The organism is Butyrivibrio sp. (genome assembly GCF_017940685.1).
Taxonomy (GTDB): domain Bacteria; phylum Bacillota; class Clostridia; order Lachnospirales; family Lachnospiraceae; genus Butyrivibrio.
This window is the reverse complement of sequence record NZ_JAGAYD010000046.1, coordinates 1-18661: the sequence shown is the minus strand read 5'-3', so window position 1 is coordinate 18661 and position 18661 is coordinate 1. Positions and strand designations below refer to the sequence as shown.

The window sequence follows — 18661 nt, the reverse complement described above, 5'->3', positions numbered from 1 at the left end:
GGCAAGACAGCTAAAAGTATTTTGGTGAGCTGCGGTGCCAGACTGGCACCATTTGATATTCCGCAGGTCAGGGACATCATGTCATATGATGAACTGGAGCTTGATAAGCTGGGAGACAGGAAGACAATTCTTTTCCTCATCATGTCAGATACAGACTCTACGTTCAATTTCCTGCTGGCAATGATTTATTCACAGATGTTCAACATTTTGTGTGAAAAAGCAGATGATGTCTATGGCGGAAGGCTTCCTGTACATGTGAGGTGCCTTATTGATGAGGCAGCCAATGTCGGACAGATTCCTAACCTTGAAAAGCTCATGGCAACCATACGAAGTCGTGAAATATCTGCAGCACTTGTGCTTCAGGCAAAGTCACAGCTTAAGGCTATTTACAAGGATAATGCAGAGACCATCTGTGCAAACTGTGATTCACAGATTTTCCTTGGTGGTACAGAGCAGTCTACTCTTAAGGACTTAAATGCCACTTTGGGCAAAGAAACCATTGATATGTACAATACCGGAGAATCAAGAGGATCACAGCAGAGCTACAACATGAATTATCAGAAGCTCGGTCATGAGCTTATGAGTGTTGACGAGCTTGCAGTCATGGATGGCAGCAAGTGTATAGTGCAGGTAAGGGGCGTAAGACCTTTCCTGTCAGATAAATACGACCTTACGCAGCATCCCAACTATAAGTACACAGCGGATGCGGATAAAAAGAACTGGTTTGATGCTGAGAAGTTCTTAAATCATGAACTGAAGCTCAGGCCTGATGATGAATATGAAGTCATCGAAGTAGCAGAAGAATAAGATAAGAGGCCCTCCTTCATGTCAATAAAAGGCATGGATGTAAGGGCTTTTTATATTGCCTGGTAACAGGCAGGCATGGCCATGTACCGAAAGTCAGTCGACGGGCTTTCGGAAAGTAACTATCAACCGGCATCCAAAAGAGGATGTCGCTAACCAACAAAAATTATTGGAAGGAGAGAAAAAACCACCACAAATGCATCGTGCGACAAAAAAGCGACAAAACCCATCTTGGGTTTACCATAAAACGCTGAAAACTGCATGAATACTGCATTTGTGATGGTTTTTTGGTTTTAACTATTATGGCATTTTTTAACTCAGCAGTAGGAACATTACAGACAGTAGTAATCGCCCTTGGCGCAGGCCTTGGAGTATGGGGAATCATCAACCTTCTTGAAGGTTATGGCAATGACAACCCAGGTGCAAAGAGCCAGGGAATGAAGCAGCTGATGGCGGGAGGTGGTGTTGCCTTAATCGGAACAACACTCATTCCTCTTCTTTCAGGTCTTTTCTGATCTGTCAGAAGAAAAATAAAAACTGAATATGGAACAATATAGAGTCAGGTGGAGATTTCAAGAAAACAGGAGCAGAGCTTGCTCGCGCGGAAGTTTTCTTGAATATCTCCATTTGGCGGATATCCGCCAACGAGGAAATGGTATCATTTCCGAGTCTGGCTCTGTAATTAATAACAACGAAACAAGAACAGGAGACACAGATTGGACAGATTATTTGAACAGATTGAGGAGCATTTAAAAGAGCTGATAATCCCTTATCTCATGAGCTGTCTGAGCTCGATGTTTAACTGCGTGAATGATGAGGTGGGAGCAATTGCATCTGATGTGGCAACGACTCCATCAGCTTTTTCTCCATCAGTCTTTAACATGATCAGAAATATATCCGATACTGTCATAATGCCGATTGCAGGCATAATCCTGACCTTTGTGGCCTGTTATGAATTGATACAGCTTATAATCAGCTACAACAACCTGGCTAATTTCGAGACATGGTTCATATGGAAGTGGGTGTTCAAGACAGCCATTGCTGTGGAACTTATCACACATACCTTTGATTTCACAATGGCTGTGTTTGATGTGGCACAGCATGTGATCACAAATGCCGGGGGAATCATCAGTGCATCTACAGCTGTTGATGCATCAGCACTTGCGTCTATGCAGTCAACAATTGAGGCTATGGACATATGGAGCATCTTTGCACTGTTTTTTCAGGTTTCAATCATAATGATCCTGACGCAGCTTTCATCGAAGCTTATTTTTGTAATCATCATGGTTCGTATGATTGAGATCTATATGTATGTTTCCATGGCTCCAATTCCATTTGCTACATGGGGAAATAAAGAGCACAGCGCCATGGGCATGCATTTTGTAAAGAGCCTGTTCGCTCTAGGATTCCAGGGATTTCTCATCATGATATGTGTAGGTATTTATGCAATGCTGATCGCATCAATTTCATTTTCATCAGATATAGTCGGATCGCTCTGGAGCGTTCTTGGATATACATTCCTTCTTGGATTGTCCCTTTTCAAGACAAGCACAGTGAGCAAGGCTATCCTGAATGCAATGTAACAGGAGGATTATTATGGCAGCTTCATACACCAGTGTCCCCAGAGACTTAACTAAGGTAAAGAGCAAGGTCATATTCAATTTAACAAAACGGCAGATCATATGCTTTATTGTGGCGGCGCTTATAGGAGTGCCGTCATTTTTTCTTATAAAGAATGTGGCTACAGTAAACGTGGCAGTTATGGGAATGATGGTGATCATGATGCCAATTTTCTTTTTTGCCATGTATGAAAAGAATGGAAGACCTTTGGAAGTCTACCTGGGACATTTTATAGAGGCCATTTTCATAAGGCCTAAGAAACGTCCGTATAAGACGGATAACTATTATGCAGCCCTTATGAGACAGGCAGCTGCAGAGAGGGAGGTGGAAAAGATTGTTCGTGCTTCCACTAAAGAATAAGAACACAAGAGAGTTTGATATGCCGGAAGGGCTGTCAAAACGTGAACAGAAAGAAATAAAAAAGATCATAAAGGATGCGCAGAAAAATGATGGGACTCCAAGAACTGCGCAGCAGACACTGCCTTTTGAGAGGATATTTCCGGATGGAATATGCAGAGTCGGAATGGATTACTATACCAAAACAATCCAGTTCCAGGATATAAACTACCAGCTTGCACAGCAGGAGGATAAGAAAGAGATATTTGAGGAGTGGTGCAGTTTCCTCAATTTCTTTGACAGCTCTGTGCATTTCCAGCTTTCTTTCATGAACTTTGCAACAGAAGTGGGCGACTTTGAGAAGAAGATAAAGATCCAGCATCAGGATGACAGATTTAATGATGTTCGCGATGAATACTCCGGAGTACTTCTTAAGAACATGGAGGCAGGCAATAACGGTCTTACCAAGACCAAGTATATCACATTTGGCATCCATGCCGATTCCATGAAATCAGCAAAACCAAGACTTGTGCATATCGAGATGGATATCCTTAATAATTTCAAGACTCTTGGCGTTTTGGCCCGAACATTAAATGGATATGAGAGGCTGGAGCTGATGCATAAACAGATGCATATAGGCGATATGTCCAAGTTTCATTTTGACTGGAAATATCTTGTAAAAACCGGGCTTTCACCAAAAGATTTTGTAGCTCCAAGCTCTTTTGAGTTTCCGACCGGAAGGTATTTCAAGATGGGAGATACATGGTGTGCAATGAGTTTTCTTTCCATCGATGCATCAGACATCAGTGACAGGATGCTTGCAGAAATCCTTGGAATGGAATCAAGTCAGATTGTTACAATGCATCTACAGTCTGTAGACCAGAATGAGGCTATAAAGACAGTAAAGCACACCATAACTGAGCTCGACAGAAGTAAGATAGAGGAGCAGAAGAAGGCAGTCCGTTCCGGGTATGATATGGACATCATTCCTTCAGATCTGGCTACTTATGGCAAGGATGCCAAAGACCTTCTGAAGGAATTACAGCAGCAGAATGAGAGAATGTTTCTTCTAACTTTCATGATTATGAATACAGGAAAGACTAAAGAAGAGCTTGAAAACAATATCTTCCAGGCATCTTCAATAGTGCAGAAGCATTCATGTAACCTTGTACGTCTCGACTTCCAGCAGGAGCAGGGATTAGTAAGTTCTCTGCCACTTGCTTACAACGAAGTGGACATACAGCGCGGAATGACAACCTCAAGCACTGCTATATTTGTTCCATTTACTACACAGGAACTGTTCCAGGATCACAGGGGAGCACTTTATTATGGACTTAATGCTCTTTCAAACAACCTTATCATGGTTGACAGAAAGCTGCTTAAGAACCCTAATGGACTAATTCTCGGTACACCGGGTTCCGGTAAATCTTTTGCAGCAAAAAGGGAAATAGCCAATGCGTTCATGGTCACGGATGATGATATCATCATCTGCGATCCTGAAAATGAGTATCGTGCAATGGTCGAGTACCTCGGAGGCCAGGTAATCCGTATCAGTCCTACATCAGACCAGTACGTGAATCCAATGGATATCAACATGAACTATTCCGATGATGATAACCCTGTAATGCTCAAGGTGGATTTTATTTTGTCTCTATGTGAACTTATCCTTGGTTCAAGAGACGGACTAAAGCCAGCGGAAAGAACTGTCATCGACAGATGTACAAGGATGATCTATAGAAAGTATCTTGAGGATCCAAGACCGGAAAACATCCCGATCCTTGAAGACCTTTATAATGAACTTTTAAAGCAGGAAGAGCCTGAGGCAAAGTTTGTGGCAACAGCACTTGAAATCTATGTTTCGGGTTCACTTAATGTTTTCAATCACAGGACCAATGTCGATATCAATAACAGAATAGTCTGCTTTGATATTAAGGATCTGGGTAAGCAGCTCAAAAAGATTGGAATGCTTATCGTAGAAGATGCTGTCTGGGGCAGGGTTTCAGCTAACCGTGAACTTGGAAAGAGCACAAGATACTATATAGATGAGATGCACCTTCTTTTGAGGGAAGATCAGACTGCTGCGTATACAGTAGAAATCTGGAAACGTTTCAGAAAATGGGGAGGTATGCCGACTGGTATCACCCAGAACATCAAGGATCTGCTGGCTTCCCGCGAAATTGAGAATATATTTGAGAACTCTGACTTCATTCTCATGCTCAATCAGGCGGTAGGAGACAGATCTATTCTTGCAAAACAGTTAAACATAAGTCCACACCAGCTTTCGTATGTTACTCATTCGGGAGAAGGTGAAGGGCTTATTTTTTATGGCAACGTTATCCTGCCATTTGTAGACAGGTTCCCGAAAGAGACCATGCTTTATCAGGTTATCAATACCAAATTTATTGAAAAGAATGGTAATAAGGCTGATGCAGATAAAGCGTCAGCCTGAGCCTTTAAGGAGATGAATGATGGATGAAAGCTTATACACAAGGGATAATTCCAAGAATAAGGGGCCAACCCAAAGAGAGATGACTCATGCTGACAAACTTATGAATAAAGAGTCTGCGAAAAAGTATTATGGAGAGAAGTTCAGACAGGAACGCTCAAAGAAAGATACTTCAGAGAAGACTCCTGAAGATATACGCCATGAGAAAGTAAAAAAGCAGACTGTAAATGCTGAAAAGACCCGAAGACAGAAGGATTCCGCAAAGAAAGCTGAGCAGAAGGCCGCAAGGGAGAGAACAAAAGCAGGGATTACTGAAGCTGCAAGCCGTGTAGGAGCTGCTGCTTCTATTGTAAGTGATATTTTTGGTGCGAACAGTGAAGACCAGAACAAGGATGAGAGCAGTGTGGCCGAGGAAGCTTTTGATACCGGCGGATATATTGCAAGTGGTGCGGTCAGTCATGTTACCAGCAAGATAAAGCACAGTAAGTACAGCAATAAGCTCCATCAGGGAAAAGATACTGAAGCTGCTGCAGAAAAGGCTGCCAAGGAGCGTATGAAAAAAGAAATGCAGAGAAAAGCTGCTGCTAAAAATGCCAAGGCCGCTGAGAATACCGGAAAGATTGGACGGAAGATAACGGATAAAGCAGAAGACCTGCTGGCACTTCTGGCTGAGAAGGTCCAGGAATTTGTCATGGACAATCCTGTTATCTCTATAATCATTGTGGCAATTCTGATTCTTATCCTGGCGTTTTCTGGACTCATGAATTCATGCTCGGCTCTTGGTGCAGGTGGCGGCGATATAACAGTTGCAACCTCTTTTACCGCAAAGGACGAGGATATACTTGAGACAGAAAGTGATTACAAGGAGCTTGAAGAAGGTCTCATGGATGAGGTTGATGAAATAGCCGAAGATCATGCTGATTATGATGAGGTTAATTACCACCTTGATGAGGTGGGGCACAATCCATATCAGCTTGCAGCAATTCTCACAGTAATCTTTGAGTCATATACAAGAGACGAAGTACAGGATAAGCTTCAGGAAATCTTTGAACTCCAGTATGAGATTACATACGAGGAAACAGTAGAGACAAGGGAAAGAGAAGTTGAAGACACGAGATGGGTTGAAGATGATTCTTATGCTGAAGGTGGCTATTGGGAAGATTATACCTATACCGAAGAGTATGAGTATTACATCTGCGACATCTATCTTGTAAATCATGGCCTTGATCATGTGGTTGAGGAGCTTGGGTTTACTGATGATGAGATTGCCAGATACGAGATACTGCTTGAGACCTTTGGAAATAAAAAGTATCTCTTTGGTGAGGATGACATCTACAGTATTCCGGGAGCGGGACCGGGTGATTATGATGATTATCATGTACCCGGAGAGTACCTGAGTGATGAAGAATTTGCACGTATGCTTCATGAAGCAGAGAAATATCTTGGCGTTTCTTATGTATGGGGAGGATATTCACCGGATGGCTTTGACTGCTCCGGATTTGTAAGCTATGTGATAAATCACTGCGGTAATGGCTGGAACGTGGGAAGGCAGACTGCTAATGGTCTACGTGCTATCACTGGAAATGTACCTGCTTCAGAAGCAAAGCCTGGAGATCTTATCTTTTTCCAGGGAACATATGATACTCCCGGAGCAAGTCATGTCGGGATATATGTGGGTAATGGAATGATGCTCCATGCTGGCAATCCAATCCATTATTCATCAATCAATACACCTTACTGGCAGAGCCATTATCTGGGATTTGGCCGCTTGCCATAAGAGACGGAGGGAATATGTTTGAAAAACTAAGAAAGTACAGAGCAGACAGGGAACGTTATATGAATAAGATAGAAGAATTCCAGAAGAAAGTGGATGCACTGGACGCTAATATCAGATCAGAAGAAGCTACTGCTATTGTCGGCGTTATAAATCTTTTGCAGATAACGCCTGAAAAAGCCGCGGAGAGGCTTGGATATATTGAAGAAGAGAGGAAGCCTGCTCCAAAGAAATCTGCTGCATCGGATAAGAATTCCGGAAAAGATTCTGCAAAGAGCTCTGACGGAAAAGAGCCTGTTGGCAGTACAGATGCTGCCGAAAATAACGATAACAAGTTTGAGGGGGATGTATTAAATGAAGTTTTTTAATTCTATAGCAGCCAGGGCAAAGGTTCTTGGCATGTCAGTGGCTCTTTGCGGGTCACTTTTTTATTTGAATCCTGTTACAGCTGCAGCTGGTGGTCCTGACTGCATCTGTGAAACAAAATGCACAGAGGAACATGTCGATCCAGACTGCCCTATATGCAGAGAAGATTACAAAAACTGTGAGGGCAAGGATCCTGAGATTGAGGAAAAGTGGGGACCACTTACACCTGATGGAAACATGGAGCTTGTAGATGACTATGGGAGTCTTGAAGCAGGAGGCAAGCAGTTCATCACTGTCATGACTAAGAATGGCAATTATTTCTATATCATCATTGACAGAGACGATGATGGCAATGAGAAGGTTCATTTCCTTAACATGGTAGATGAGTCAGATCTTCTGTCACTTATGGATGAGGACCAGGTCAGTGAATATATTGCAGTAACAGGAAAAGGCAAGACTGAGGAAAAAGTAGAAGAAAAGCCTGTTGTTCCTACCCCTGAGCCTACACCTGAACCGGAGCCTGAGCCCGAACCAGAGCCCGAACCAAAGAAAGAAGTTAATGTGAATGGAATCATGGCTATCCTTCTGATCCTTGGACTTGGAGGTGCCGGCGGATTTATGTACTATACAACGACCAAGAATTCTAAAAAGAAGAATACCTTGCCGGATCCTGATGAAGACTATGAAGATGATGATTATCTGAAGAGCATCAGTGAGGAGGAAGAATCTTCTTATGATGACACCGGGGAGGAGAAATCCTATGACGAGGAGGATGACTGATGGCACGTAAATCAAGATATATTTCATATGCACAGGCAGCAAGGAAGGCTGCCAGGAAGGAGTCTGCTGGGCAGGCTCCTTCTTCAGTTAAGGCACCAAAGAAAACAAAGTGAGGTGATCTGAATGGCTGATACAGAAAATATGAATTTCAAAAGCCGGGAAGACAGGCTTAAGGAACTTACTGACCAGCTTGAGGTTGGTGTTAAGTCTGTAAGGAGCAGCGCAGAGTTTAAGACTCTTCTTGCAACAATGGCAAAGTTTCCACATTACTCTTTGAACAACTGCATCCTGATTTCCATGCAGAAGCCTGATGCGACTTTATGTCAGAGTTATGGTGCCTGGAAAAAGATGGGGCGTTATGTGAAGAAAGGTGAAAAAGGAATCAAGGTCATAGCTCCTGCGCCATATACCATCGAAAAGGAAGTAGACAAGCTTGATGCTAATGGGAAAGTAGTCCTTGATAAAGATGGTGAGCCTGTGAAGGTGAAACAGGAACTAAATCTCATGGGCTTTAAGGCTGAAAGTACATTTGACGTTTCGCAGACCGAAGGCAAGGAGCTTCCAAAGCTTGGCATTGATGAACTTAAGGGGGATGTTAATAAGTTTTCCCTTCTCATGAGTGTCATAAGAGAAGTAAGTCCTGTTCCAATTGGTTATGAAGACATTAAATCCGGTGCCAAGGGATATTACCATGTGGCTGAAAAGAGAATTGCTATCCAGAAGGATATGAGCGAATTACAGACTCTTAAGACATGCCTTCATGAAGTGGTCCATGCAAAACTCCATGCTGATGCGTCAAAAGAAATCAGCAAGAACAGAAAAGAGATTGAGGCTGAGGGAACTGCAGCAGTAGTCCTGAATTTCTTTGGCTATGATACCGGGGCTTATTCTTTTCCTTATCTAGCGTCATACACAACTGATGAGTCCATGAAGGAGCTGAAAGCTGCTCTTAATACCATAAGGTCCACATCGGCAATGATCATCAGATCAGTGGAAGACATGATGATTGACAAGGAAAAGTCCCAGGAGATGAGTCCGGAACAGGAAGCAGAGCTTGAAAAAATAGCTAAGGAGCAGAGAGCAGAAGAGAAACAGGCTGGTGAAAATTCCAAAGAAGCTACTGAAAAGAATAAGTCAGATGATGACTGTCCGCTTAGGGATACAGATGAAGTTGTCGCTGATAAGCCTACGACAGTCGCAGACGTTGGCAGAAAGATTCTTGGTACAGTAAGGATCCTTCCTGATGGATCTGGTGGAAAGAGACCATCTCTTTTGGACAAGCTCAAGATTGAGAAGGAAAAGCTAAGCAGGGATAAGGCTGCAGTGGGTGCAGCGAATGAGAAGGGGGTAGCTATTTAATGGCAAAGAAACAGGACATAATGGAAATCAATATAGAACTTCATGAGGAAAATAGGAAGCTCTTAAAGGCAATAAAGAGTGGTGCGGACATTGCACATCTTATCAAAGATATGGCACAGACGATGAAGAGGTCTCTTGATCTCGCTGAAAAAGAAGTAAGTATTTTTGGCGAGACAAGAGATCTTTTTGAAACATCAAAGGATCTGACAGAGTCCATGAAGAACATGGCAGATATTCTTATCGATGAGTACAGATACGAGTATAAGGACGAGTATGAATTGATTCCCGGTGCTTATGAAGATTCATTTGATGATGAAGAGGAGGGCTGAGCATTATGGAAAATGTAAATGATGATGGTTGGATGGATGCAGCAGCTTATGATGATGAACTTCCATTCGGGAATTTTAATGACAATGAAAAGATTGAAGCTCCTGTAAACGATGATGTTGTCGGAGTATGTCCGTGCTGTGGAACCAATGTGGTTGAAAGAGACATGGCATATTTCTGTGACAACATGGACTGCAGTTTTGCAATCTGGAAGGATAACAAGTTTTTCCAGGCAATCGGTAAGGAGATGACCAGAGAAATTGCTGAGGATCTTCTAACAGGTGGAACAGTGAAGCTTATGGGATGTAAGTCCCGCAAGACCGGCAAGACTTTCAACTGTTATGTTGATATTACTTACGATGATGAGGGCAGGGTGCAGTATGAGATCCGATTTCCTGAAAGGAAGCACAGAGGGGAGTGATGCTGTTATGGAAAGAAGAACAGGAACACCTATTGAAAAATGGGACGATGTTAATGGAGTAGTTCCAGCAGCACCTCAGCACATGGAACAGTCTGCAGATACTAATGACATGACTCAGGGAGAAAGATTTATCCAGCTCCGTGAGTCCACTGGTATGAGCAGAAAAGAATTTGCGGATTACCTAGACATTCCCTACAGGACAATGCAGGACTGGGAGCGTGATGTACGTATCATGCCGGCATATGTCTTTTCTCTTATCGAGTACAAGGTCCGAGCTGAGTTTGGAATGAAACTTCCACAGGAGCTTGATCCAAACACTCTTGGAAATGTCAGAAGAGGATTGGAAGATCAGATTGAGCAGAACGACAACAGCCTTGATGGAATCATTAACAACATTAAGGCCAACGAGTCTGCTGATAAGTTCAGGGATGATAACTGTAACGGTATTCCTGATGAAGAAGAAATAAGAGAACGGCATGAGAAAGTCGCAGAGAAAGCAGAGAAGACTTCTCTTTTGAAGCAGCTTCGTGATTGTAAACCTGCATCTGAAGACTTGCCTCGTCGCCGCTTTGCTCCCGAGCTGGTGCTGTGATATGAAGAAGGAAAGAAAGGAAATCCATGTCAGGGTAACACCTGAAGAAAGACAGCAGATCAGAGACTGTATGGAAGCAGCAGGTGTAAAAAATCTTAATGCATACATGAAGAAGATGGCTATTGATGGTTACATTATCAAGCTGGATTTATCAGATGTTAAGGAAGTAGTGAGGCTGATGCGTATCAACAGTAACAATCTGAATCAGTATGCCAAGAAAGCAAATGAGACCGGGAACATTTATCTGAGTGACATTGAGCAGCTACGGATTCAGCAGGAAGGAATCTGGATTTCTATAAAAGAAATATTGGAGCGATTGGCAAATATAAAATGATGAGTGCGGCTATGGGAAGAATCCTGTAGCCGCAGTTTTTTGATTCTGAAGGAGTGTTATGGCGGCGACAAGACTAATCGCATTACATGAAAATAAAGGAAGGACTCTTGCTAAATGTATCGGTGAAAGAACCGATTATGCAATGAACCCTGATAAAACTGAGAATGGAACTTATGTGACATCTTATGCATGTGATCCTAAGACTGTCTGTGAAGAATTTACTTTGTCCAAGAGAGAGTATGAACAGATAACAGGTCTTAAGAGAACAGATAATGTAATTGCGTATCAGATCAGACAGTCATTTAAGCCCGGGGAGATCACTCCGGAGGAAGCAAACCGAATCGGCTATGAGACGGCCATGAGATTTACAAAGGGCAACCATGCTTTTATTGTCGCTACTCATACTGATAAGAAGCATATTCATAATCATGCGATTTTCAATTCCACAACACTGGACTGCAGCAGGAAGTTCAGAAATTTCTGGGGGTCCGGAATTGCTCTTGGAAAACTTTCCAACATCATCTGCATGAAAAATGGTTACTCTGTGATTGCTCCGGCTCCATATCACAGTAAGACAACTTACATCCATGAGGATAATGGTCCGAGCTTTCGTGATAAACTGCGTGAGTCGATAGACATAGCTCTTTCTAAAAAGCCAAAGACATTTGATGATTTTTTGAAGGAGCTGTCTGCACAGGGCTATGATATTAAAAGTGGAAAGCATGTCTCTGTAAGAGGAAATGGCCAGCAGCGTTTTATAAGATTCAGATCTCTTGGGAAAGGGTACACTCAGGATGAATTGATAAAAAAGATTGAAGGTGTAGCCAAAGGTGCTGACATAAAAAAGGACAGTGTTCCATTCTACAGGGATGACAACTTTGATCTGCTCTTAAATCTTCAGGACATCATTGCGAAAGGAAAAGGTCCTGGCTATGAGATGTGGGCTAAGAAGTTCAATGTAAAAAATGTCATGAAGGCAATTCTCTTTTTCCAGGAGCAGGGGCTTCGGAGTTACAACGAACTGGAGAAAAGAGCAGGAGATACTTCAGAGAGATTCAGTAAACTTAGTGCTGATATAAAGGCTTATGAAAAAAGGCTCAAAGAAATCTCAGAGCTTCGCAGTAACATCATCACATATGGCAGGACCAAAGATATATATGCCGATTACCGTAAGTCAGGCTATGGCAAAAAGTTTTTTGCAGAGCATAAGGATGACATCATGGCACATAAAGCTGCCAAAGATTCTTTTAACAAACATAAAGGTAAACTTCCATCTGTGAAAGAACTTAGCGCAGAGTATGATGAAGTTCTTTCCAAAAAGAAGGCTGCCTATGCAGAGTACAAAGAAGTAAAGAAAAATATGCAGACTTATCAGACTGCGAAGTATGATATCGACCAGATACTTGGTATCAGCGGTCAGCAGAAAGAAAACAAGGAACGTGAACACACACGATAATAATCAGGGCACTGTCATCTAAGGCAGTGCCCAAATCTATGCCATCATCTTGGCGACTTTCAGTTTATAGCTCCGAAGGAGCGTGGTCAGATTTTAATCTGATGCTAAGGGGATTGGGGATGTGCCTCAACAAGTGAGCATCATGGGCGCATGATGCACCACTTGCAACGTTAGTGCGCCAGGTTACTGGAGATGGGGTAGGTGAATCTTTTGAAGGGGGATTTGTAAGAATGAAAAACAAAAATAAAAATGGAGACCAGAAAAAATATAACGTAATTTATTGTGACCCGCCATGGAGATATGCAGTATGGTCAGGCAAGGGGAAAGGACGGAGTGCAGAGAACCATTATCCCACCATGAGCGTGGAGGACATCTGCAGACTTCCTGTTGCAGATATTGCTGCTGAGGATTGTGTTCTTTTCATGTGGGCAACATTTCCGAACCTCATGGAAGCTTTTGATGTCATAAAAGCATGGGGCTTTGATTACAAAACTGTTGCGTTTGTCTGGGTGAAGCAGAACAAAAAATGTGATTCTCTTTTCTGGGGCATGGGCTATTGGACAAGATCCAATGCAGAGATCTGCCTGCTTGCCACCAAAGGACATCCAAAACGAATTGGCAGAGCGGTCCATCAGGTAATCATAAGTCACATCGAACAGCATAGCAAAAAGCCGGCAGAGACTCGTAATCGGATTGTTGAGCTTGTGGGGGATGTTCCTCGTGTGGAACTATTTGCGAGGCAGAAGACACCAGGCTGGGATACCTGGGGAAATGAATTGGAAAATGATTTGGAGCTTGCGGCATGATTGCAGATAATTCACATTGACGGATTGTGTTCTGAACAATAAAAACCAAGGGTGATGTTTCTGCAGCATCACCCTTGTCACTTATTCATCATCTTCTGCTAGTTCACGCTCAATATCTTCATCTACTTCGCGTTCTGTTTGTGCATGTGATTCAATGAGATTACCAATTATTTCCCGGGAACATAGCATACCCAGCTCATAGATTTCAACTGTGGCACCGGCAGCAGTGAGTTCGTCATAGCATTTAGCCAGTTTTTTTACACCGGGATGGCTGATATGTTCGCTTGAGTATACGAAGTCGTTTGATTCAATCGCTTTCTTTATCTCTCCCATTGAAGCGGAGGTGTATTTTCTTAGAATGCTAATACACTTTGAAAGGGAGTCATAAGCTACAATCTTTAAAAAAATATAATCATCTAAGTCTTTTTGATTCATTTTGTTTTCCTCTGTTTGTGTAATAGGTTTGCGTTGATTGGTTTGCCTGGTATTGAGTTTTTGAAGTTGCCTCCATGCCATCCATAAAAATGTTCTCTGAAAGTAGCAGGGAATATCACACCACCTTGATTTGCAAGATGTGGATAATGAGAGACACTGTATGTGTGATGGCTATGAAGAGTTCTGCCATTATGTTTAGGACGTCTTCCGTGCAGGATATCATTGGCTTGTTCAGGAGTCCATTGCCTGGTGGTGGGAAGCTTGCTAATTAGGCGCTTCTTTTCTTCCTTCCAAAATTTATCAATGCCAGAATTTCGTCTTTTGTTAAGTCTGATGTTGCTCTGATAAGTATGATATTCAGTTTTTGTAATAGTCCTGTTGGCAACTTTTTTGCGAAGGCTGCTTCGCTGCTTGGGGGATAATTCTTTGTATTTAAGAGGATGATCCCTTAAGTCCAAGCCTCTGGTTCTACTAGATATGATATCACTTTCTGATGGGATTGTGATATTGGAACTGCCGTCTGAGGTAAAAGCACGAGAGAGCTTGGAGCCGATAGTACCAGTAAAGTGATTACTGTTTGCTTTGCTCATGGTGCACCTCCTTATAAGCTTTACATGTCTTGCTGTCAAAGGAGATTATCTCGATACCGCATTGCCGAAGAAAGTCAAAAATCGAATAGTTGGCTGAACCATACACCAGAATCTTTGAGGGTTTGATAACAGTAGCTAATTTTTTAAGCCCGTCTTCAAACAGAGGACGATTATTGAGCTTACGTATTCCGCTGGCTACTGTTCCAATACAAAGATTACTTCCAACAGGGATTCCGTCGAAACAGTAGCTCCAAGTCTCATATGTTCCCCAACGTACACAATTTATGACAGGTATATCCAGTGAGTTCATCCAACAACCAAATGCTCTCATGCGATAGGTGTTGAATCTTTTCCATGGATCCGGAAAGTCTGCATTGGTAGAAAAATCCGGAGAAATGATACCTGCAAAATGGCAGATTATTTCTAAGGCCTTTTCAGGATATGTCCAGATGCTACTTCTTTTTCCATCAAACTTTTGATCATCGATAAAGAAGTGTATAAATGCATTAACATGAAAGTCTTTGTTGCCGGAACGAGCTTGCTTTTTATACAGAGCTTTAGCGTCTTCATATGAGATTAGTTCTTGCGGAATGGTTTCTGTAGAAACGCAATAAGGGATATCACTTCCAGGAGCAAAGGTGGCGTTCTTAACCATAAATGCATTCCACATGTCATGGCAACCTGATCTGGGTTGCATTTGTTTAGCATTATTCATGTGCTTCTCCTTTCTGAATTTAATAGCAGATGTTGAAACACATGGGCCCAAGTGCTTTTCTGTTTATAATTGTGACAGGTGAAATTAAGTTTAAAAATTCCCACTTCTGTCAATCCTGCTAAGGTTTTCCTTGTACTACGATTGAGTAATGCATTAGTGAGAAAGATGAAATAAATTATACTTATCGGTGTACAAATATATCGAACGGTGGAATAATATATAGTAAAAGATATAGGAAGGGAGAAGGATGTAATGAGCTATGAAGAACATATTGGCGAGAATATAAAAAATGTCAGAAAAGATCAAAGTCTTTCTCAACAGCAGCTTGCGGATAGATGTGGCATGTCTAATACTATGATTAGCGAGTACGAAAGAGGCAATAAAATACCTAATTTGGTTACGACTGCGAAGATAGCTTCAGCACTCAAAGTAAGTATTGATCGTCTGTACTATGGTGATGAAAATAATGCTTTTATAACCACAGTAGATGACGATGGAAGAAAGATAGTTAATGCTGTATATCTTTTATGGGATAAAGGCGTGGTTTGGTACCATGAGAATCTGCGTTATTCAGTTCCTCCAACAATGGATGAGAATAATGGATACTTTTTGTTTGTAAGACAATTTCCTGAGCAGATAAAACGCCTTATAGTGAGCCTAAATGATTATAAGGCAAAAAAAGATACTTTTCCGGATCCGGAGGCATATCTGGAGATGATACTTTCGTCTGTCGCTAGCGATATTAATAAAGAGATAGAGAAGCAGGAATCTGAAAAAGAAATTAAACACAAAAAATGATAGGGGTGCCATAGGTTATTCTATGGTGCTGGGATATATCACTAATTTGGAAAAAATAAATATCAAGGGAGCGTTTTTATATGAATAAACAGCAACTTGCGGCTAAAATATGGGAATCAGCTAATCAGATGAGATCCAAGATTGAAGCTAATGAATACAAGGATTACATACTGGGCTTTATTTTCTATAAGTTTCTATCTGAAAAAGAGGAAAGATATCTGCTTGGACTTGGTTATACAAGAGAAGATATGGATACAGTAACAGAAGATGATACTGAGGTCATGGAAGATGTTCAGAAGAATATTGGATATTTTATTTCTTATCCAAATCTCTTTTCGACATGGCTTAAGAAAGGTGTGGATTTCAATGTTGCTGATGTAAGGGATGCTCTTTCTGCATTTGAAAGGTGTATTAATCCAATCCAGAAAAAGGTATTTGAGAATATTTTTGAAACTCTAAGTGTTGGCCTTTCAAAGTTGGGAGACACTGCGGCAAATCAGACTAAGGCTATCAGTGAACTTATAAGACTTATTGCAGATATTCCTATGGATGGTAAGCAGGATTATGATGTCCTCGGGTTTATTTATGAGTATCTAATTTCAAATTTTGCGGCAAATGCCGGTAAGAAGGCAGGAGAGTTCTATACTCCTCATGAAGTATCCATTCTTATGAGTGAAATTGTTGCAAATCATTTGAAGGACAGGAGCGAAATTGAGATATTTGATCCTACGTCCGGATCCGGCAGTTTGTTGATCAACATTGGTAAGAGCATAGCTAAGTATCTTGGAGATAGTGACAAGATTAAGTACTATGCACAGGAACTAAAGCAGAATACCTATAACCTGACACGAATGAATCTAGTCATGCGTGGCATTCTTCCGAGTAATATTTTTACTCGTAACGGAGATACATTAGAGGAAGACTGGCCTTACTTCGATGAAAATGATCGAATTGGAACCTACAAGCCGCTTTATGTTGATGCAGTTGTATCTAATCCTCCGTATTCACAAAAGTGGGATCCGTCGGACAAAGAGTCTGACCCAAGATATAAAGAGTATGGACTTGCTCCAAAGGGTAAGGCTGATTATGCTTTCCTTTTGCATGATCTTTATCATATTAAGCCCGACGGAATTATGACAATTGTATTGCCTCACGGCGTTTTGTTCCGTGGAGGAGAAGAAGGAACTATAAGGAAAAATCTTATTGAAAACAACAAAATTGATGCAATAATAGGCCTGCCTGCGAATATCTTTTTTGGAACCGGTATTCCTACAATCATAATGGTTCTGAAGCAGAAGAGAGAAAACACAGACGTTTTGATTATTGATGCATCGAAAGGATTTGAGAAAGTAGGGAAAAATAACAAACTGCGAGCTTGTGATATAAAGAAGATAGTTGATGCTGTTACTGGAAGGTTAACTATTGATGGTTTCTCAAGATTGGTAGAGCGAAGCACAATAAGAGAGAACGATTACAATTTAAATATTCCACGTTATGTTGATTCTTCAGAACAGCCGGAGAAATGGGATATATATGCTTCAATGTTTGGTGGAATTCCAAAGACAGAAGTCGATGAACTAGCGGGGTATTGGGATGCCTTTCCTGGTTTAAGAAATGATCTGTTTGTTAGCGCTTCTGATCAGTATCTGGCTTTTATAAATGCTAATATTAAGAACATTATAAATGACCATGAGGATATCAGAAATTTTGTATCATCATACAAAGATGCATTTGATGGGCTCGATACATTTTTAGTCCAAGAGTTAATTGACGGACAGGATTCTCTTACAATTGCTGCTGAGGAAGAGGTTATTTCTACAGAGATATTCAAGAGGTTCGAAGGACTTAAACTTGGAGATCCATATGAGGCTTACCAGATTGTTGATGATATGTGGTCTCAAATTTCAATAGATCTGGAAATAATCCAGACAGAGGGACGCGATGCTATAAGAAAAGTTGATCCCAACATGGTTACAAAAAAGAAAAATGGTAAAGAGGTAGAAGTACAGGAAGGATATATTGGACATATATTCCCGTTTGAGCTTGTTCAAAAATCCTTGTTGAAGGATCGTAAAGAAGAGATTGGGTCTCTTGATGGAAGATTATCTGAAATATCTTCTGAGTATGAGGAACTTTTGGAGAGCCTGTCAGAAGAGGATAAGGAAGCGGCTTTTGTAAATGAAGACAAAACAGAATTTGTATTCAAGGAAGTTACGAAGGCCATAAAAGATAAAGATGTTGAAGGTGAAACGCTGACAATTCTAAAAAAGGCAGATGCGCTTAATAAGGAAGAGAAGAGCCTGAAGAAGCAAATTAAAGACAAGACTGTAGAGCTTGAGCTTGCAACAAAGGACAAAATTGAAAGCTTGAGTGATGCTGAAGTAAGAATGCTATTTGAAAAGAAATGGATTGATCCTATTACTGAAGGAATAGCGGATATTCCTGCACAGATTGTTAAGAGTCTTATATCCAGATTGGAAGCGATAGCTGAAAAATATGAGACAACCTACGAAGAAGTGGATAAAGAAATCAGAGACACATCTTCAGATTTAGTTGAGATGTTAGGACTACTTACGGGTAATGAGTTTGATATGCAAGGTGTTGCTGAACTTCAAAAACTGTTAGGGGGTGAGTGATATGGCGGATAAGAAACCCCGGATTAGATTTAAAGGATTCGATGACGATTGGGAACAGCGTAAGTT

General features: G+C 41.4%; 20 protein-coding genes. 17 read left to right on the top strand and 3 right to left on the bottom strand.

The window, feature by feature from the left end; all coding sequences use genetic code 11:
* From J6I68_RS03490 to J6I68_RS03420, 15 genes are all read left to right on the top strand, one after another.
* Window positions 1-807: VirD4-like conjugal transfer protein, CD1115 family (locus J6I68_RS03490; RefSeq protein WP_292217459.1), on the top strand; the 807-nt coding region annotated here is incomplete at its 5' end.
* 299 nt (window positions 808-1106) lie between these two features.
* The gene (locus tag J6I68_RS03485) at window positions 1107-1319 is read left to right on the top strand and encodes a Maff2 family mobile element protein (RefSeq protein WP_026512590.1); all 213 of its coding nucleotides are present in this window, start codon (window positions 1107-1109) and stop codon (window positions 1317-1319) included.
* 201 nt (window positions 1320-1520) lie between these two features.
* On the top strand, window positions 1521-2387 hold the full coding sequence (locus J6I68_RS03480; protein WP_292199611.1) for a VirB6/TrbL-like conjugal transfer protein, CD1112 family: 867 nt from the start codon (window positions 1521-1523) through the stop codon (window positions 2385-2387).
* Between the two features lie 13 nt (window positions 2388-2400).
* Window positions 2401-2784, top strand: coding sequence for a PrgI family protein (locus J6I68_RS03475; protein ID WP_035782757.1), 384 nt, complete (start codon window positions 2401-2403; stop codon window positions 2782-2784).
* Window positions 2785-2803: 19 nt separating this feature from the next.
* Window positions 2804-5209 carry a VirB4-like conjugal transfer ATPase, CD1110 family gene (locus tag J6I68_RS03470; RefSeq protein ID WP_292217461.1) on the top strand — a complete coding sequence of 802 codons (2406 nt, stop codon included), beginning with the start codon at window positions 2804-2806 and terminating at the stop codon, window positions 5207-5209.
* A gap of 19 nt (window positions 5210-5228) precedes the next feature.
* Window positions 5229-6983, top strand: a complete 1755-nt coding sequence (locus J6I68_RS03465; RefSeq protein ID WP_292217452.1) for a C40 family peptidase — start codon at window positions 5229-5231, stop codon at window positions 6981-6983.
* Window positions 6984-6997: 14 nt separating this feature from the next.
* The gene (locus tag J6I68_RS03460) at window positions 6998-7348 is read left to right on the top strand and encodes a DUF4315 family protein (protein WP_292217449.1); all 351 of its coding nucleotides are present in this window, start codon (window positions 6998-7000) and stop codon (window positions 7346-7348) included.
* Window positions 7335-8126 (top strand): CD1107 family mobile element protein, encoded by a 792-nt coding sequence (locus J6I68_RS03455; RefSeq protein ID WP_292217446.1) that lies wholly within the window; start codon window positions 7335-7337, stop codon window positions 8124-8126. The genes J6I68_RS03460 and J6I68_RS03455 overlap by 14 nt, the downstream gene beginning before the upstream one ends.
* Before the next feature lie 123 nt (window positions 8127-8249).
* Window positions 8250-9485: an ArdC-like ssDNA-binding domain-containing protein gene (locus J6I68_RS03450; RefSeq protein WP_292217444.1), complete on the top strand. Its 1236-nt coding sequence runs from the start codon at window positions 8250-8252 to the stop codon at window positions 9483-9485.
* Window positions 9485-9814, top strand: a complete 330-nt coding sequence (locus tag J6I68_RS03445; RefSeq protein WP_292217441.1) for a hypothetical protein — start codon at window positions 9485-9487, stop codon at window positions 9812-9814. The genes J6I68_RS03450 and J6I68_RS03445 overlap by 1 nt, the downstream gene beginning before the upstream one ends.
* Window positions 9815-9819: 5 nt before the next feature.
* Window positions 9820-10233, top strand: coding sequence for a hypothetical protein (locus tag J6I68_RS03440; protein WP_292198032.1), 414 nt, complete (start codon window positions 9820-9822; stop codon window positions 10231-10233).
* A gap of 7 nt (window positions 10234-10240) precedes the next feature.
* Window positions 10241-10825, top strand: a complete 585-nt coding sequence (locus J6I68_RS03435) for a helix-turn-helix domain-containing protein (RefSeq protein ID WP_292217439.1) — start codon at window positions 10241-10243, stop codon at window positions 10823-10825.
* Between the two features lies 1 nt (window position 10826).
* Window positions 10827-11159, top strand: coding sequence for a plasmid mobilization protein (locus J6I68_RS03430; protein ID WP_292217438.1), 333 nt, complete (start codon window positions 10827-10829; stop codon window positions 11157-11159).
* 58 nt (window positions 11160-11217) lie between these two features.
* Window positions 11218-12615: a relaxase/mobilization nuclease domain-containing protein gene (locus tag J6I68_RS03425; RefSeq protein ID WP_292217436.1), complete on the top strand. Its 1398-nt coding sequence runs from the start codon at window positions 11218-11220 to the stop codon at window positions 12613-12615.
* A gap of 230 nt (window positions 12616-12845) precedes the next feature.
* Entirely contained in the window at window positions 12846-13421 is a 576-nt protein-coding gene (locus J6I68_RS03420; protein WP_292217432.1) for an MT-A70 family methyltransferase, read from the top strand.
* 81 nt (window positions 13422-13502) lie between these two features.
* Here J6I68_RS03420 and J6I68_RS03415 read toward each other — a convergent pair whose 3' ends face one another.
* From J6I68_RS03415 to J6I68_RS03405, 3 genes are read right to left on the bottom strand one after another with little or no spacing between them, the layout of a single operon-like run.
* Window positions 13503-13856, bottom strand: a complete 354-nt coding sequence (locus J6I68_RS03415) for a hypothetical protein (protein ID WP_292217430.1) — start codon at window positions 13854-13856, stop codon at window positions 13503-13505.
* Window positions 13853-14446, bottom strand: coding sequence for a hypothetical protein (locus tag J6I68_RS03410; protein ID WP_292217429.1), 594 nt, complete (start codon window positions 14444-14446; stop codon window positions 13853-13855). Before J6I68_RS03410 ends, J6I68_RS03415 begins: the two co-directional genes overlap by 4 nt.
* Window positions 14427-15161, bottom strand: a complete 735-nt coding sequence (locus tag J6I68_RS03405) for a DUF4417 domain-containing protein (RefSeq protein WP_292217427.1) — start codon at window positions 15159-15161, stop codon at window positions 14427-14429. Before J6I68_RS03405 ends, J6I68_RS03410 begins: the two co-directional genes overlap by 20 nt.
* A gap of 252 nt (window positions 15162-15413) precedes the next feature.
* Between J6I68_RS03405 and J6I68_RS03400 the strand changes: the two genes are divergently transcribed.
* Both J6I68_RS03400 and J6I68_RS03395 read left to right on the top strand, forming a co-directional pair.
* Window positions 15414-15959 carry a helix-turn-helix domain-containing protein gene (locus tag J6I68_RS03400; RefSeq protein WP_292217424.1) on the top strand — a complete coding sequence of 182 codons (546 nt, stop codon included), beginning with the start codon at window positions 15414-15416 and terminating at the stop codon, window positions 15957-15959.
* 80 nt (window positions 15960-16039) lie between these two features.
* Window positions 16040-18595 (top strand): type I restriction-modification system subunit M, encoded by a 2556-nt coding sequence (locus tag J6I68_RS03395; RefSeq protein WP_292217422.1) that lies wholly within the window; start codon window positions 16040-16042, stop codon window positions 18593-18595.
* Window positions 18596-18661: the final 66 nt, after the last annotated feature.

Bases quoted from the DNA above. Each gene is read 5' to 3' on its own strand.
- J6I68_RS03455 (WP_292217446.1), top strand. From the start codon at position 7,335: ATGAAGTTTTTTAATTCTATAGCAGCCAGGGCAAAGGTTCTTGGCATG.
- J6I68_RS03445 (WP_292217441.1), top strand. From the start codon at position 9,485: ATGGCAAAGAAACAGGACATAATGGAAATCAATATAGAACTTCATGAG.
- J6I68_RS03420 (WP_292217432.1), top strand. From the start codon at position 12,846: ATGAAAAACAAAAATAAAAATGGAGACCAGAAAAAATATAACGTAATT.
- J6I68_RS03460 (WP_292217449.1), top strand. From the start codon at position 6,998: ATGTTTGAAAAACTAAGAAAGTACAGAGCAGACAGGGAACGTTATATG.
- J6I68_RS03485 (WP_026512590.1), top strand. From the start codon at position 1,107: ATGGCATTTTTTAACTCAGCAGTAGGAACATTACAGACAGTAGTAATC.
- J6I68_RS03470 (WP_292217461.1), top strand. From the start codon at position 2,804: ATGCCGGAAGGGCTGTCAAAACGTGAACAGAAAGAAATAAAAAAGATC.
- J6I68_RS03395 (WP_292217422.1), top strand. From the start codon at position 16,040: ATGAATAAACAGCAACTTGCGGCTAAAATATGGGAATCAGCTAATCAG.
- J6I68_RS03425 (WP_292217436.1), top strand. From the start codon at position 11,218: ATGGCGGCGACAAGACTAATCGCATTACATGAAAATAAAGGAAGGACT.
- J6I68_RS03410 (WP_292217429.1), bottom strand. From the start codon at position 14,446: ATGAGCAAAGCAAACAGTAATCACTTTACTGGTACTATCGGCTCCAAG.
- J6I68_RS03400 (WP_292217424.1), top strand. From the start codon at position 15,414: ATGAGCTATGAAGAACATATTGGCGAGAATATAAAAAATGTCAGAAAA.
- J6I68_RS03435 (WP_292217439.1), top strand. From the start codon at position 10,241: ATGGAAAGAAGAACAGGAACACCTATTGAAAAATGGGACGATGTTAAT.
- J6I68_RS03430 (WP_292217438.1), top strand. From the start codon at position 10,827: ATGAAGAAGGAAAGAAAGGAAATCCATGTCAGGGTAACACCTGAAGAA.
- J6I68_RS03440 (WP_292198032.1), top strand. From the start codon at position 9,820: ATGGAAAATGTAAATGATGATGGTTGGATGGATGCAGCAGCTTATGAT.
- J6I68_RS03450 (WP_292217444.1), top strand. From the start codon at position 8,250: ATGGCTGATACAGAAAATATGAATTTCAAAAGCCGGGAAGACAGGCTT.
- J6I68_RS03465 (WP_292217452.1), top strand. From the start codon at position 5,229: ATGGATGAAAGCTTATACACAAGGGATAATTCCAAGAATAAGGGGCCA.
- J6I68_RS03405 (WP_292217427.1), bottom strand. From the start codon at position 15,161: ATGAATAATGCTAAACAAATGCAACCCAGATCAGGTTGCCATGACATG.
- J6I68_RS03415 (WP_292217430.1), bottom strand. From the start codon at position 13,856: ATGAATCAAAAAGACTTAGATGATTATATTTTTTTAAAGATTGTAGCT.
- J6I68_RS03475 (WP_035782757.1), top strand. From the start codon at position 2,401: ATGGCAGCTTCATACACCAGTGTCCCCAGAGACTTAACTAAGGTAAAG.